Raw genomic sequence first — 13,851 nt, 5'->3', positions numbered from 1 at the left:
ATCGGCAGCTTTTGCTTCTACTGACAAATCATAATTGTCTTGGAGGAGGGAATGCCTTTGGTTCACTTATTAGCCCGTTGGATGGCGAAAAGACTGCACAAAAGGCAGAAGCTGCAGCAGTCTCTCCGCTGGTACGAAAGATGGGGAACCGATAAAATGTCGACGAACGAACGAGTCGACTACGCGGGGCTTCTTCACGACTGCGGGCGGTCCGAACAGGCTGTCGACGTATTGACCGCCGCTCTTCGATTGGAGAATCACCCTCATGCTTATGAAAGACGAGCCCACATCTACAACGAGATGGGGAAGGAAGACGAAGCGATCGCGGATTTGGATGCTGCGATTCACCTGGATTCGAAACCATATATTTACTGGTATACAAGAGCGATATCTCATCACGACAGAGGCGAATATGAATATGCCGTACGCGATTTCAAGGAAGCGTTGGGGAGACGGGAAGATTCCAAAGCTTCGACGTACTACGAATTAGGCAACGTCTACATGAAGCTAGGTAAAGTGGAAGAAGCGGAGAACTGTTATCGGCAAGCCGCGAGCGTACCCGCTAAAGCGATCCCTCATTATTATTACCGACAAGCTCAAGCTTTAGAGCAGTTGAACAGGCTGGACGAAGCCCAAGCGGTTCTTTCGGTCGCCGTTAAGCTGCAAGAGCAATGGTCGGAAACGGGAGATCAAGGCGGCTCGATCTTGAAGGAAAGAACCAATTATTCCTATGCCGCCGTTGCTAGCTTCATTAAAGGCGCGCAAGAGGAATTCGGATTTCGATTATTCGAATCCAAGCTTTACGAGGCCAGGGGCGAAATCGAAGAAGCGCTAGCTTCCGTCGAGATCGCCCTACGATCGTTTGCCGGATCGGCGGAGCTGCAGCTCCGGAGAGGGACCTTGTTAAGGCAGCTTGACCGCAACGACGAAGCGATCGATGCGATGATTCGATTAAGAGAAGCTAATCCATTATGGCTTCCCGCATACATGGAGCTAAGCACATCTTATCGGACGAAGGGTCGGCATGCGGAAATGATTCAAGTGCTTCAAGAAGCCAAGAAGCATTTTCCCGATCATACGGTCGTCCGTTTCTGGTTGGCGGATGCTTATCGGGAGGCGGGACAGTTAGAGAATTCCCGCAAGGAAAACGAGGAATTGACCGATATGGAACCGGAGGACCCTTTGAACTGGAAGCAAAGGGCGGAAATCTCTATCGACGAAGATCGATATCCGGACGCGGACGCAGCCTATACGAAAGCTCTGCAACTTGAAGAATCGGCCGATTTCTATATGCGGCGCAGCTTCTCGCGTTACATGGAGGATCGTTACGAGGAAGCGATGATGGACGTTCAATCGGCGATCAAGCTGGATGAAAGTCTTCTGAAGCAAAGCAAGACGGCTTATGCATTGGGAGAGCTGTATATGGGGATGGGAAATTGGAAGTTGGCTGAAGCCGAATTTTCCAGAGCGTTGGCTCAAGAACCGGAAAATCCCCAAATCTATGATCGAAGGGCGCGCTGCCGTTTCGCCGCCGATCGTCTGGCGGAATCCTTGGAGGATTGCAATCGCGGACTGCAGATCGATCCTAACAATGCAAGAATATTGTGGCTCAGGGGGCTCATCCATTATCGCTTGGACGATCATGAAGCAGCGTTGGCCGATTCGATCGCTTACTCCGAATTATTGCCGGACGATTCCCAAGGTCACTACAATTTAGGCTTAATCTATAGCCATCTCGATCGTAACGACGATGCGATCGCCGCCTTCTCAAAGGTGATCGAATTGAGTCCTTTCGAGGCTCCCGCTTATTTGGAGAGGGCGACGATCTGGTATCATCATGCCTTCGACCGCATGCGGGCTACGGACGATCTGGCCCAATGGCTGCTTTATGCCGGCGGGGAGAAATCGCAAGGCGACCGATTCGAGCTATTGAATGAAATTCGAGGCTTCGACGACGAGATGAGGGAACGGGCTAAGGAACAATTTCTACTCGTTTACGGCAACAGCCGGTATTTATCCTGATGATTTGGTTCGTCTCCGTCCCTATGGTAGAATGAGGGGCAAATACGATCCATCCAAGGAGGAAATGGAATGCTGATCACGACAACGCCTAACGTAGAAGGTTCTCGCATTACCGACTATTACGGTTTGGTTACTGGCGAAACGATAATGGGAGCCAACATTTTCCGTGATTTCCTTGCTTCGATTACCGACGTGGTCGGCGGACGATCCGGAACTTACGAAAGCAAGCTGAAGGAAGCCAGGGATATCGCGGTTTCCGAAATGACGAGTCAAGCGCAACGCTTAGGCGCGAACGCGGTCGTCGGAGTCGACGTTGATTACGAAGTCATCAGGGACGGCATGTTGATGGTAGCCGTGAGCGGAACGGCAGTACGTATCGAATCTGAAAAGTAAAGGGTGGGAATCCGATGAAATACAGAACTTTAGGCAAAACAGGACTCAAAGTATCCGTTGTCGGCGTGGGAACTTGGCAGTTTGGCGGCGAGTGGGGCAGAACGTACGAGCAGCATGAGGTCGATGCTATCTTAGGCAAAGCCAAGGAAGTGGGAATCAATTTAATCGATACGGCGGAATGCTATGGAGATCACTTGTCGGAATCTCTTATCGGCGGATATATCCATAACAATCGCGAAGATTGGATCTTGGCCACCAAGTTCGGACATCGATTCCACCGCAATTTCGAAAGAACGGACTTATACGACCCTAAGGAAGTCATTGCGCAATTAGAACGTTCCCTTCGATCGCTGAGGACGGACTACATAGACCTGTATCAATTCCATTCCGGTCCGGACGCTTCGTTCGATCAAGACGAATTGTGGGATACGCTTAACGAACAGGTCAAAGCCGGCAAGATTCGGCACTTGGGCATTTCCATCGGCTCCAACGAGAACATTCATCAGACCTCTCGCGCGACCGCCGTTAATGCGGAAGCGATTCAGGTTGTCTACAACCGGCTGGACCGCAATCCGGAGAAGGAAGTATTCCCGTCTTGCGTAGATCAAAACCTCGGCGTTCTTGCGAGAGTACCGTTAGCGAGCGGATTGTTAAGCGGCAAATACAAGCCCGGCGCGAAATTCGAAGCCAACGACGTGAGATCGAGGCGGGATTCGGAGCAGTTGGATGCCTTAATTCGCGAAGCCGAGGGCATACGCAGTGACGAAGTGCCGGAAGGGACGGATATGGCCGCTTGGGCGCTCGCTTGGTGCTTGAAACATCCCGCGGTCACTTCCGTCATTCCCGGCTGCAAGGATCCTGCTCAAGTCGAAGCGAATGCTTTAGCTGTCGAGCTCGTGGAAGATGGCCATCCTCAAGACGCTTAAGACTTACGCGTCGGCTTGTTTAAGAATGGAGGAGTAGGACATCGAGAATCGCAAAATCATTCCCGTATACGTGCTGACAGGATTCCTCGGAAGCGGGAAAACGACTCTACTGAACAGAATCCTGGAGGACGCTAAGAAACATAATCGTAAGCCCGCCATTCTTCTGAACGAGGTAGGAGACGCGAACGTTGAAGGAGTACTGATCGACAATGACATCCCGATGTCCGAAATGCTGGGTGGCTGCATCTGCTGCACGAGCCGAGGAGATCTCGGGCTTGAGCTTGTTCAGCTAGCCCGGGAGCATGAGCCGGATGTCATCTGGATCGAGTCCACGGGCGTCGCGCAGCCTCTCGAGATAATGGACGGTGTAACGGAAGCTTCGCTGTACGCGAAGCTCGAGCTTAAGAATGTCGTCACCGTCGTGGATGGTCGACTTCTGCTCGACAAGATGAGAATCGGTTCGGGCAAGACCTTCAAGCTCATGAAGGAGCAAATTCGCGTTGCGAACGTTCTTGTGCTGAACAAGATCGATCTGGTAGCAGAGTCGGACCTGTCGGAGCTCCAAGAAGCTTTAGCCGATTGGAATCCATATGCGCGAATCGTGACGACGACGAGAAGCGAGCTGGATACGGCACTACTTTATGCGGAATACCAATCGAATCAATCGGAACAAATGCCGCGCGTTTCTGCTCACGAGCATCATCATGCTCACCATCATTCCGCGCACGACCACGTGAACGTCGTGACTTATTTTTTCAAAGGTACCGTTCATAGCGAAGCGTTCGAGCAATTGCTAAGGGGATTACCCGACGAGGTATACCGTGCCAAAGGAATCGTCGCTTTTCAAGATACGGCTAGTTTGTTCTTATTCCAGTACGCCTATCGAGAGATCGACTTTCTCCGCATAACGCCGCAGAAGCAAGTAAATAACGTCGCGGTATTCATCGGAGAGGGCTTCTCGGAGTCCGAATTAATCGAACGGCTGGAAAAGATAGATACGACGGCTTCATGATTTGATCGATTCCCCGCGTTCACGCGAATGTTGCGTAAACGCGTTTTTTTTGCGCATGGACGCTTCCATTCCTCTCTTGGTTTCCATAATTATCGTTGTATTAGATCGGAATTATCTCGTTGAACATCTCGACCGACTCGGTTATGCTGATAAGATGTCTATTCCTCCATGGGGGAGAAAAATCTAATAGAAAAGGATAGATATCCTATGAAAATCGTGCGCGTAGAATCCATAGAACAATTAAATCAAGCTTTCGATATCCGAGTCGAAGTATTCGTGAACGAGCAAGGAGTCCCAAGAGAGCTTGAAATGGATGAATACGATGCTTCGCCGGACGCGTGCCATCACTTTTTGGTATTGGACGGCGAGTTGCCCGTCGCTACGGGCAGATTCAAGGAATATGAACCCGGAGTGGCGAAGATGCAACGGATCGCCGTAATGAAATCCCTTCGGGGTTCGGGAGTGGGGAAATACCTAGTACTTGGGATGGAAAAAGCAGCCAAAGAGTTAGGGTTCAAAACGTCTTTGCTTGACGCGCAATGCTCGGCGGAAGCCTTCTATTTGAGGTTAGGATATCGAACGATTTCGGAAGAGCCGTTCCTGGACGCGGATATCTTGCATGTTCGGATGGTCAAGCCGCTCTAAACCCGCGGGTAATCGCCGTCGGTGCTCTGTTTTGTTTTTATTTCTATGAATATAGCAACCTTTGTCCGAAAGTGTCGTTAATACTATAGATTAAAAAAACGGTTGTACGATCAACACCCAGATCAGAAGGAGCAGATTATGAAGAAGAGGTTTATGCAATTATTCATTGCCGTATTGCTGATAGGCACGATAGCGCTCCCGGTTCATGCCGAGGGCATCGCGGACGGAATGGAAAAGCTCGTTCTTATCCAAAATTCGAAGCAAATGATTCACAATGGAACGACGGTAATGGCTACGCAACCGTTAACGGCGGTCAAAGGCGTGAGTTACGTTGCCGCCAGATCCATCATGCAAGAGGTTTACGGCACGACCGTTTACGATTCGAAGAGCAAACAATATGTTCTGAGCAACGGGGAGACGGAGCTCAGATTCAAAGTCGGGAGCTCCGCATACTTGCTGAACGGAAATTCGGAGATTAACGGAGTCGGTACTCCGTATTTGTTAAAAGGGACTCTGATGGTTCCGCTACGCACGATAGCGCTTAACTTCGAGCTCGATTTGAAGTCGATTCCGGCGGAGAAGAAAATCGAATTGAGCTGGGGCTCCAAGCCCGTAGCCAAATTCTCCGTGTCCGACTTGAATCCTTACGCCACTCAGACGCAGGTCAACTATACGAATCTGTCCTATCATCCGAGAGGACTGGAGATTATCGACGAGCGGTGGGAGAACAATAACGCCGTTTTCGACCAAGCGGGGACGTATACGATATCCCATTGGGTTCAGGATTCCAGCGGAACGTGGAGCGATCCTTACACGGTGACGATAACGGTCAAACCGCCGAATCAACCGCCGGTCGCCTCGTTTACGACGGATAAGGATACGTATAAGATGGGGGAATTCATCCAATATACGGATCAGAGCACGGATGACGAGAACCGGATCGAAAGCTCGTTGTGGACGAATAACGAACGCGGATTTTTCGTTCCCGGCCCGCAATTGATTAAACTGAACGTAACGGACGCTAACGGCGCCACAAGCGAATACTACAAGACCATTACGATCTTGGACGAAACGCTGTACACAAAGGAAGAGTTCGACTTGCTCTATACGGAGCCGGGAGAGAAGTTCGGAATCGTCGGATCGTCCGTGTTGCAATATCCCGAGATTAACTACACGATTAACGATCGCGAACAAACCTTTATTCGGGCCAACAGCCCGGAGACGATGATTGACGAAGGAATTTACTACGAAGATACGGTAACCGGCAACGTGAGATTCCTGCTTCATAATCTCAACGGACGCACGACGCCGGTTAAAGTATACGTACGCGTTACGAATGAGAACGCTGCTCCGGCTACCGTGAAGATCGGAGCTACCGGCATCGGCGGTCCTAACGTATACGTTTCGACGGTAGGCCGCGCAAGCACGGGGAGATACTTGGAAGCATTGCAAAATCCCAAGTATTCGTACGTGACGATTCCAGCGGGAGAAAGTCGTCTTCTCTTCCAAGATTTCAGCAACAAGGCCGTTAAACCTGGTCAAGTCTATTCCATGCTTGCCGACGTGCAGATGGACTCGAATCTTAAGGTTCAAGTAGTCGCAATCGATGCGAGCCGCGATCTGACGAGTTCGCTTCCATCCTTACAAGTGTTGCCTAGCAACGATAGACACATTCGCGGCACGTTCGATAAAGCGAACCGCACGATTGTTATCAATCAGACGATCGGATTCGAGAAGAGCCGCATCATTCTGGCCGATAACGTTAAAGATACGAGGATCAGCGGGATTGACAAAACGACGAATACGCCGGTTCTGAATGCCGGTAACTACGGCGTATTGTACACGCTCAGATTGAATAATGTAGCGCCGCACACCGCGATAACCTTGAATCCTCGAGGAGGACACTACGCGGGGGCGTTTATCGTCAACGGGAAAGTCGTGTACGCTACGAATTCAAGCATTCTAGCGAACCCGAACGAAGTAGGCATGCTCTACAAGACGGGGGATATGACGGAGTCGGTAATCATTACCTTTACGCCTGCCGCCGGTATGATGCTGCCTATTAATCTAGTATTATATCCATTGCCAACTCACTAATTTCATAGAATCGATTAGCCGTTCCGGCTCAGCTATTGTACCGGAACGGCTTTTCTATTTATTTTGGTACAAATGATCACGATATATGTTGACGATGATAATCATTATCAATTAGACTAGACATAGAACCCGAAGGAGTTGACTATACCCGATGACCATTTCAACAAATCCGGGCGAGCTTGCGTTTCACTTTTCCTCGATCAAGCTGCTTTCGTCGAATGGTCTGGTTGCCGCTCCGCTAGGCCAAGGAATCGTACATAAGCAAGCTATGGCGGACGAGTGGACCGAGATTAACGAGGGCTTGCCGGATCGGACGCATATCAACCGATTGCAGGTGTACGATGATCAATTATACGCTTGCTCCAATAAGGGATTATTTCTATGCACGGATGAAACGTGGTCATCGACGGAATTGGCAATCGGCTGCTTTCAATATAAAGAGTTCGGGGAAGTCGGCTTGGCGGGAACTTCATGCGGTTTATGGTTTACGGAGGACTCCGAGTGGCATTTGATGATGCGTTCCGACGTTATCGTTTACGATTTTCTCTATTTGCCGCAATATGTCGTGTTAGGAACGAATGAGGGATTATCCATACTGGATAGGTTAACTTCGACTTGGATGAACTTCAAATACGCCTCCGCGGTAACTAGCTTGGCCATACATCATGGCAGAATCATCGGCGTGACGGAGCATGGCGATTTGCTAGTCGGCAACAAACGAGGACAATTCGAGAGGTACAGAATGGGCAATTCCTTTTTGTTCTCCGTCGTCGTTCTGAACGACGAAATATTCGCATGCTCGGACCGCGGATTGTACCGCGTTAGTCATATCGGCAATCGAACTTCGTTGATGGCACTGAAATTGGGTCACCAAGTGACGGATGTGGACGCGGACGATCGTTATCTGTACTTGGCAACTTTATTCGAGGGAATACAACGAATCGAACGACATTAACGGATGGACCGAATAACAAAACCTGACTATGGATTCGGAAAAAACACGGTGAACGAGCTGCCTTCTTCAAGGCGGCTTTTCACGTTTACGGACCCTCCGTGCAGCTCGACGAGCGCCCGGGTGATCGATAACCCGAGTCCCGCTCCTCCGAATTTCCGCGCTCGGGAAGTTTCGATTCGGTAGAAACGATCGAATAGATGGGGGAGATGCTCCTCCGCGATTCCCGATCCGTTGTCTACAACCGTAAGCTCCGCGCCTAATTCGGTTGTATTCGTTACGATCCGAATTCTTCCATCCATCGGGTCGGTATGCTGAACCGCATTGTGAAACAAATTCAATACGATTTGCTTCATCTTGTCTTGCTCCATCGGGATAACGATTTGACCGTTCAGTTCCATGATCAGCTTGCGCTCGCCGGCCAATATTCGCAGCTGAGGCTCCATCTCTTCCACGATCTGGGACAGATCGCGGGGTTCAAGCCGAATATGCGGAGATCTATCGAGCTGTGCCAATTGAAGCAGATCGTAGACCAGTTTATTGATACGTTCGGATTCGCCGTACATGCTCCGCAATGCTTTGTTCAACTGCTCCCGATCCTCCGCCGCGCCTCGAAGCAGAACTTCGAGAAATCCGTGAATGGAGGTCAGCGGAGTCCGCAATTCATGGGATGCGTCGGAGACGAAACGCCGCATTTGCTCGCGGGCTTCCTGCTCGGCGAGAAACGAGGATTCAAGTCGTTCCAGCATACTGTTGAAGGAGTGGGACAGTCGATCGATCTCCATCGGCTGTCGTTCTTCCGGCAGCCTCTCGCTCAATTTCCCTGAATCGATCCGTTCTACGGTCGAGACCATCCGGGACAGAGGATTCAACGTCCTGCGAATGGCCGGAAGGAAAGCCAACATTCCTCCGATCATAGCCGTGAAAGCTAGGAACAGAAATAACAGCAATTGCCGGTACAACTCGTCCTTTAGCGGCTTCGTACCCGAGCTGACTTGGACGACTCCCGGCGCGCCGCCGAAGGACCGAACAGGTTGAAGAACGACCAGCTGCTCTCCGTGCTCGGAATCGTTGACGATTCGGAACAGCGGCTTGTCCCGTCGCGTCAGTGCGAGCGCATCCATATATAGCTGCTTATCCATTCGAGGGACGGACTCTTTCGTAGCGGAATTCTGAACGGACAGAACGGTGGTCTTGCCTTCCGCGTTAATGAATGCCACGGAAGAGGAGGGGAAGAAAATGAAAGCGGCAGCCGGTCCGCGTCGCATGGAAGGATTAAATCTTTCCCAAATGTCGCCCGGTATGGAACGGATCTGCGATTGTATGCCTTCCGCTTTGTTCTGATATAGAAACCTTTCCATGAGCAGGAATTGAAATAAGCCGATAACAAGCAGCAGCCCTGCCAGTATAAGCAAAATACGGGACAGAAGCTGATAACGAAGAGACCTCGGAAAAAGAAGATGGCGGCTTCCGCGCAGAAAACTCGGGTCGGGAGTCATATCAATTCCACCTTGTAACCGGCTCCCCTGATCGTCCGGATAACTAGGTGATCGCGATCCTGCAGCTTATCTCTCAACGATCTTATGTACACCTCGACGATGTTCTCCTCGCCGCCGAAATCGTATCCCCATACTTGATCCAAAATGACGCTTTTACTTAGAACGTGCCCGTAATTCAGAATCAGATGTTTAAGTAGTTCGTACTCCGTCGGGGAGAGCTCCAACGCCCGATCGTGATACCTGAGCTCTCTGCGCGAAGCGTCGATCGAGAACGGACCGATCGTAACCTCGCTCAGAAGATGGGGGAATTGATTGCGAATTCTTGCCTGTATTCTTGCAAGGAGCTCACCGAAGCTGAACGGTTTGGACATATAATCGTCCGCGCCTAGAGTCAGTCCTTTTACCCGGTCTTCGACCTCTTCTTTGGCCGTGAGCATGATGACCGCTACGGGCTTCCCGAGCTTAAGCGATTGGCATACTTCGAATCCGTCCATTCCCGGCATCATTACGTCCAGAATGACGATATGCGGGGCGAAATGTTGCGAGATCTGCAGGGCTTCCGGACCGTCCAACGCAGTCATCACCGTAAATTCCTCTTTTTCGAGTCCAAGCTCAAGAAAATGCAGGATATTCGGTTCGTCGTCAACGAGCAATATTTTAATTCCTTTGCCTTGTTTAGCCATAGCGGTTCCTCCAACGGGTTAACGGAATGTTCGGGTTAACGTGACCCTGTTCAGCCCTGTAGGCTCTATTATGCAGGAACAAGCTTAACCCTGGCTGAGAGAAAACTGAAAGAAAGCTGAATCCGACGTTCAGCAAACATTCAGCGGACGCTCATGTTGAACTAAGGTTAGGCTTGCATAATGACCCCAAGACGATAAAAAGCGAAGGTGAGCATGACGGATGAAGAAAAGTATCGTATGGACGTCCGCGCTAGTCATCGTGGTGGCAGCGGGAACTTGGGGCGGAATGCGGATCTACGGTAAGAAGGATACGCAATTGACGGCTAGTTACATAACGACTCAAGTGCGCAAAGGGACGATCGAAGTGAAAATCAGCGGAACGGGAAGCATTCAACCGTCGGGAAGAGAGACGCTGAAAGCAAGCAGCGCGGGGACGGCGCTGAAGGTGAACTTCAAGGAAGGAGATACGGTGAAGAAGGGCGACATACTCGTGACTTACGAGCAGGAAGACAATGCGGACCAAATTCGCAGCAAGGAAATCGATCTGAAGAAGAAGCAATTGGAGCTGGCCGATCTGCAGAAAAAATACAAGGAAGCCACCGACGACGAAACTCGCGAATCGATCGTTCTGAACATTCAGAAGCAGCAGTTGGATATCGAGATGGCGCAAGAAGATATCAAATCGTTGCGGACGAACAAGAGCATCGATCCGATCGTAGCGCCAATCGGCGGCGTATTATCGACGTTCGACGTGCAAGCGGGCGATTCGCTGAATCCGAACGGAGAATTGGGCGAAATCGTCAATTTCGCTCAATTGCAAATGGTCGTCGGAATCGATGAGCTGGACATTCCCAAGGTCGCTATTGACCAAGAGGCGCAGATCTTAGTGGAAGCCTTGCCTGATGCGACGTTCACGGGGAAAGTCGTGTCCATCGCGGATGAAGGAACGGCCAGCAACGGCGTCGCTTCGTTCGACGTGACGATCGTGCTCGCGGACGCGGACAACCTGAAGGTAGGCATGTCCGCCGAAGCGAGCATCATGACGGCGAAGAAGACGGATGCATTGTACGTCCCGGTAGAAGCGGTTCAATCGTCCCAAGGCAAGTATTACGTTATGGTGCCGGCAGCAACGGGCGACTCGCCATCTTCGGCAGCGCAAGGCATTTCGCGGAATCCGTCCGGTCAAACCGGACAAGCTGGACAAGTCGGTCAATCAGGGCCGACAAGCCAAACCGGCCAAGGAACGCAAGGCCAACCGCGAGGCGGAATTCAAGGCGGACAGGCTCCGAACGGTAACGGGGGACGTTTCCAGAATATGACCGAGGAGGAACGTGCCGCAATGCGCGAGCAATTCGCGGCTTCGCGAGGAAACGGCAGCGCGGGTGGCAATACCGGTAGAGGCAATATTGCAAGGGGCGCTACGGTTACATCGACTAGCCGCGTAGAAGTCGAAGTGGGCATCAATAACGAAGACAATATCGAGATCGTCTCTGGGCTTAAGGAAGGCGAGTCCGTCGTATTGCCGACGGTCGTGAGCTCGAATTCAAACGCGAACGCGCAATCCGGATTCCCGGGTCTCGGCGGAGGATTTACCGCCGGCGGCTTCGGCGGCGGTGGCGGAGGTTTTACCGGAGGCAACGGCGGAGGCCGTCAATTCACCGGCGGAGGCCGGGCTGGCGGTGGAAATTAATGGCGGCGGAATCGTTAATAATAGCAGCCGAGCCCTTGATTCGAATCCAACAGCTTAGCAAGCAATACAAGATGGGCGGAGAGACGCTTAAAGCGCTGGACGAGGTATCGTTAGTCGTCAACAAAGGAGATTTTATCGCGATTATAGGCCCTTCCGGCTCAGGAAAGTCGACGCTTATGAACGTGATCGGATGCTTGGATGCTCCGACCTCGGGACAATATTGGTTGGACGGGGAAGAAATCAGCCGGCTCAAGGAGAACAAGCTCGCGGAGATTCGCAATCGCAAAATCGGCTTCATCTTCCAAGGCTTCAACTTGTTATCGCGGTTAACCGCGATCGAGAACGTCGAGCTCCCCTTAATCTACCGGGGAGTTCCCTCCAAGCTAAGACGGGAGCACGCATTGGAGGCATTGCGGAAAGTCGGTTTGGAAGAAAGAATCCATCACCGTCCGGTCGAGTTGTCTGGCGGACAGCAGCAACGCGTGGCGATCGCAAGAGCCTTAGCGGGAAATCCTCCGATCCTGCTCGCGGATGAGCCGACGGGCGCGCTGGATACGAGAACGGGGAAAGAGGTCATGGGATTCATCAAGGAGCTGAACGGCCTCGGCCATACCATCGTGCTGATCACGCATGACCCGGTCATCTCGGAGCAAGCCAAACGGGTGGTTCGGATTATGGACGGCAAACTGAACGAAGAGGCGGGGGGACGGAATGAACTTCATACAGGCGTTTAAGATGGCTATCAAGAGCATTCTGTCCAACAAGCTCCGTTCTCTGTTGACGATGCTCGGGATCATCATCGGCGTGACGGCCGTCATTGCGTTGGTCGCATTGGGACAAGGGGCGACGAAATCCGTAACCGAACAAGTCGAGAGCTTGGGGACGAACTTATTGACGGTCAACATCGTCGGCCGAGGAACGACGAGTACGATGAAAGCCGAAGAAGCCGTCGCGATCGGAGATACGGTCGATGGAATACGCTATGTCGCACCCTTCAACTCGCAGAACTCCTCCGTTAAATTCGGCACGACAAGCGTTAACGTAAGCGTAGTCGGTACGAACGCGGATTACGCTCTCGTTAAGGATTACAAGGTTTCATCCGGCCGTTTTCTAGCTCAGATCGATCTGGACGTCTATCAGAAGGTTGCCGTTATCGGATCTAGCACGGCGACGGAGCTATTCGGGTTCTCCAGCCCGATCGGTGAATACGTTCTTATCCAGGGCACTCGTTACAAAGTCGTCGGCGTCTTGGAGGAGAAAGGCAGCTCGACGACGGGCTCGAACGACGAGGTCGTCATGATTCCGGAAACGTCCGCGGAGCGTTTGTTCAAATCCAAGGGAGTTCGCACGATCTACGTACAGGTTGAGACGACGGATAAGATCGATTCCGTTGTCGCCGGACTGGAGAATGTGCTTAGCGATCATTTTCGAGGGAACACGAATAGCTACCGGGTATTCAATCAAAGCGATGCGTTATCGACGCTGACCTCTGTGTCCGATACGCTTACGCTCGCGCTTGCCGGTATTGCCGGGATCTCATTGCTCGTCGGAGGCATCGGGATCATGAACATCATGCTTGTTTCCGTAACGGAAAGGACGCGGGAAATCGGAATTCGTAAAGCGATCGGAGCCAAGAAGAGGGATATCCTCATCCAATTTCTTATCGAAGCGATGGTTCTCAGCGGCCTGGGAGGTTTGCTCGGCATCGGCATCGGAGTTGGGGCGGCGCAAGGCGCTTCCTCCGCGTTCGATATGGATATCGTATTCTCCGCGAACGTCATCGGAGTCGCGTTTTTCTTCTCCGTCGCCATCGGGGTCCTCTTCGGAATGTTCCCGGCCAACAAAGCGGCTAAGCTGAAGCCAATCGAGGCGTTGCGTTTTGAGTAAGCAATTGGATGCGGCAACCGCTGCAGTGATAGGGAAGGAGGGAAA

Annotated in this window: 12 protein-coding genes; 10 read left to right on the top strand and 2 right to left on the bottom strand. The window is 51.6% G+C overall.

Features of this window, described 5'->3' with window-relative positions; genetic code table 11:
• Nucleotides 1-57 precede the first annotated feature (57 nt).
• The 7 genes from DFP95_RS12495 (at nt 58) to DFP95_RS12465 (ending at nt 8,050) form a co-directional block, all read left to right on the top strand.
• Nucleotides 58-2,022, top strand: a complete 1,965-nt coding sequence (locus DFP95_RS12495; RefSeq protein WP_181907383.1) for a tetratricopeptide repeat protein — start codon at nt 58-60, stop codon at nt 2,020-2,022.
• Between the two features lie 69 nt (nt 2,023-2,091).
• Entirely contained in the window at nt 2,092-2,415 is a 324-nt protein-coding gene (locus tag DFP95_RS12490) for a YbjQ family protein (RefSeq protein ID WP_115992971.1), read from the top strand.
• Nucleotides 2,416-2,429: 14 nt separating this feature from the next.
• The gene (locus DFP95_RS12485) at nt 2,430-3,341 is read left to right on the top strand and encodes an aldo/keto reductase (protein WP_115992970.1); all 912 of its coding nucleotides are present in this window, start codon (nt 2,430-2,432) and stop codon (nt 3,339-3,341) included.
• A gap of 70 nt (nt 3,342-3,411) precedes the next feature.
• Nucleotides 3,412-4,353 carry a CobW family GTP-binding protein gene (locus DFP95_RS12480; protein ID WP_245987616.1) on the top strand — a complete coding sequence of 314 codons (942 nt, stop codon included), beginning with the start codon at nt 3,412-3,414 and terminating at the stop codon, nt 4,351-4,353.
• Nucleotides 4,354-4,560: 207 nt separating this feature from the next.
• The gene (locus DFP95_RS12475) at nt 4,561-4,998 is read left to right on the top strand and encodes a GNAT family N-acetyltransferase (RefSeq protein ID WP_115992968.1); all 438 of its coding nucleotides are present in this window, start codon (nt 4,561-4,563) and stop codon (nt 4,996-4,998) included.
• Between the two features lie 138 nt (nt 4,999-5,136).
• Nucleotides 5,137-7,095, top strand: coding sequence for a stalk domain-containing protein (locus DFP95_RS12470; RefSeq protein WP_115992967.1), 1,959 nt, complete (start codon nt 5,137-5,139; stop codon nt 7,093-7,095).
• 151 nt (nt 7,096-7,246) lie between these two features.
• A complete protein-coding gene (locus DFP95_RS12465; protein WP_115992966.1) occupies nt 7,247-8,050 on the top strand; it encodes a hypothetical protein in 804 nt (267 codons plus the stop codon).
• 26 nt (nt 8,051-8,076) lie between these two features.
• Here the strand turns inward: DFP95_RS12465 and DFP95_RS12460 are convergent, their stop codons facing one another.
• Both DFP95_RS12460 and DFP95_RS12455 read right to left on the bottom strand, forming a co-directional pair.
• Nucleotides 8,077-9,546, bottom strand: a complete 1,470-nt coding sequence (locus DFP95_RS12460; protein WP_115992965.1) for a sensor histidine kinase — start codon at nt 9,544-9,546, stop codon at nt 8,077-8,079.
• A complete protein-coding gene (locus DFP95_RS12455; protein ID WP_115992964.1) occupies nt 9,543-10,229 on the bottom strand; it encodes a response regulator transcription factor in 687 nt (228 codons plus the stop codon). The genes DFP95_RS12460 and DFP95_RS12455 overlap by 4 nt, the downstream gene beginning before the upstream one ends.
• 220 nt (nt 10,230-10,449) lie before the next feature.
• On the opposite strand from DFP95_RS12455, the gene DFP95_RS28880 reads away from it, so the two are divergent.
• The 3 genes from DFP95_RS28880 to DFP95_RS12440 are packed head-to-tail and all read left to right on the top strand — an operon-like array spanning nt 10,450 to nt 13,806.
• Complete coding sequence (locus tag DFP95_RS28880) at nt 10,450-11,919, top strand: efflux RND transporter periplasmic adaptor subunit (protein WP_181907382.1); 1,470 nt, start codon at nt 10,450-10,452, stop codon at nt 11,917-11,919.
• Nucleotides 11,919-12,653 (top strand): ABC transporter ATP-binding protein, encoded by a 735-nt coding sequence (locus DFP95_RS12445; protein WP_115992963.1) that lies wholly within the window; start codon nt 11,919-11,921, stop codon nt 12,651-12,653. The genes DFP95_RS28880 and DFP95_RS12445 overlap by 1 nt, the downstream gene beginning before the upstream one ends.
• A complete protein-coding gene (locus DFP95_RS12440) occupies nt 12,631-13,806 on the top strand; it encodes an ABC transporter permease (RefSeq protein WP_115992962.1) in 1,176 nt (391 codons plus the stop codon). The genes DFP95_RS12445 and DFP95_RS12440 overlap by 23 nt, the downstream gene beginning before the upstream one ends.
• Nucleotides 13,807-13,851 lie beyond the last annotated feature (45 nt).

It is taken from the genome of Cohnella lupini, assembly GCF_003386205.1.
In the GTDB taxonomy this organism is placed as follows: Bacteria; Bacillota; Bacilli; order Paenibacillales; family Paenibacillaceae; genus Cohnella; species Cohnella lupini.
Note: the sequence above shows the minus strand (reverse complement) of the source record. Positions and strands in the feature narration are given on the sequence as shown.

Bases quoted from the DNA above. Each gene is read 5' to 3' on its own strand.
- DFP95_RS12490 (WP_115992971.1), top strand. From the start codon at position 2,092: ATGCTGATCACGACAACGCCTAACGTAGAAGGTTCTCGCATTACCGAC.
- DFP95_RS12485 (WP_115992970.1), top strand. From the start codon at position 2,430: ATGAAATACAGAACTTTAGGCAAAACAGGACTCAAAGTATCCGTTGTC.
- DFP95_RS12475 (WP_115992968.1), top strand. From the start codon at position 4,561: ATGAAAATCGTGCGCGTAGAATCCATAGAACAATTAAATCAAGCTTTC.
- DFP95_RS12470 (WP_115992967.1), top strand. From the start codon at position 5,137: ATGAAGAAGAGGTTTATGCAATTATTCATTGCCGTATTGCTGATAGGC.
- DFP95_RS12465 (WP_115992966.1), top strand. From the start codon at position 7,247: ATGACCATTTCAACAAATCCGGGCGAGCTTGCGTTTCACTTTTCCTCG.
- DFP95_RS12460 (WP_115992965.1), bottom strand. From the start codon at position 9,546: ATGACTCCCGACCCGAGTTTTCTGCGCGGAAGCCGCCATCTTCTTTTT.
- DFP95_RS12455 (WP_115992964.1), bottom strand. From the start codon at position 10,229: ATGGCTAAACAAGGCAAAGGAATTAAAATATTGCTCGTTGACGACGAA.
- DFP95_RS28880 (WP_181907382.1), top strand. From the start codon at position 10,450: ATGAAGAAAAGTATCGTATGGACGTCCGCGCTAGTCATCGTGGTGGCA.
- DFP95_RS12445 (WP_115992963.1), top strand. From the start codon at position 11,919: ATGGCGGCGGAATCGTTAATAATAGCAGCCGAGCCCTTGATTCGAATC.
- DFP95_RS12440 (WP_115992962.1), top strand. From the start codon at position 12,631: ATGAACTTCATACAGGCGTTTAAGATGGCTATCAAGAGCATTCTGTCC.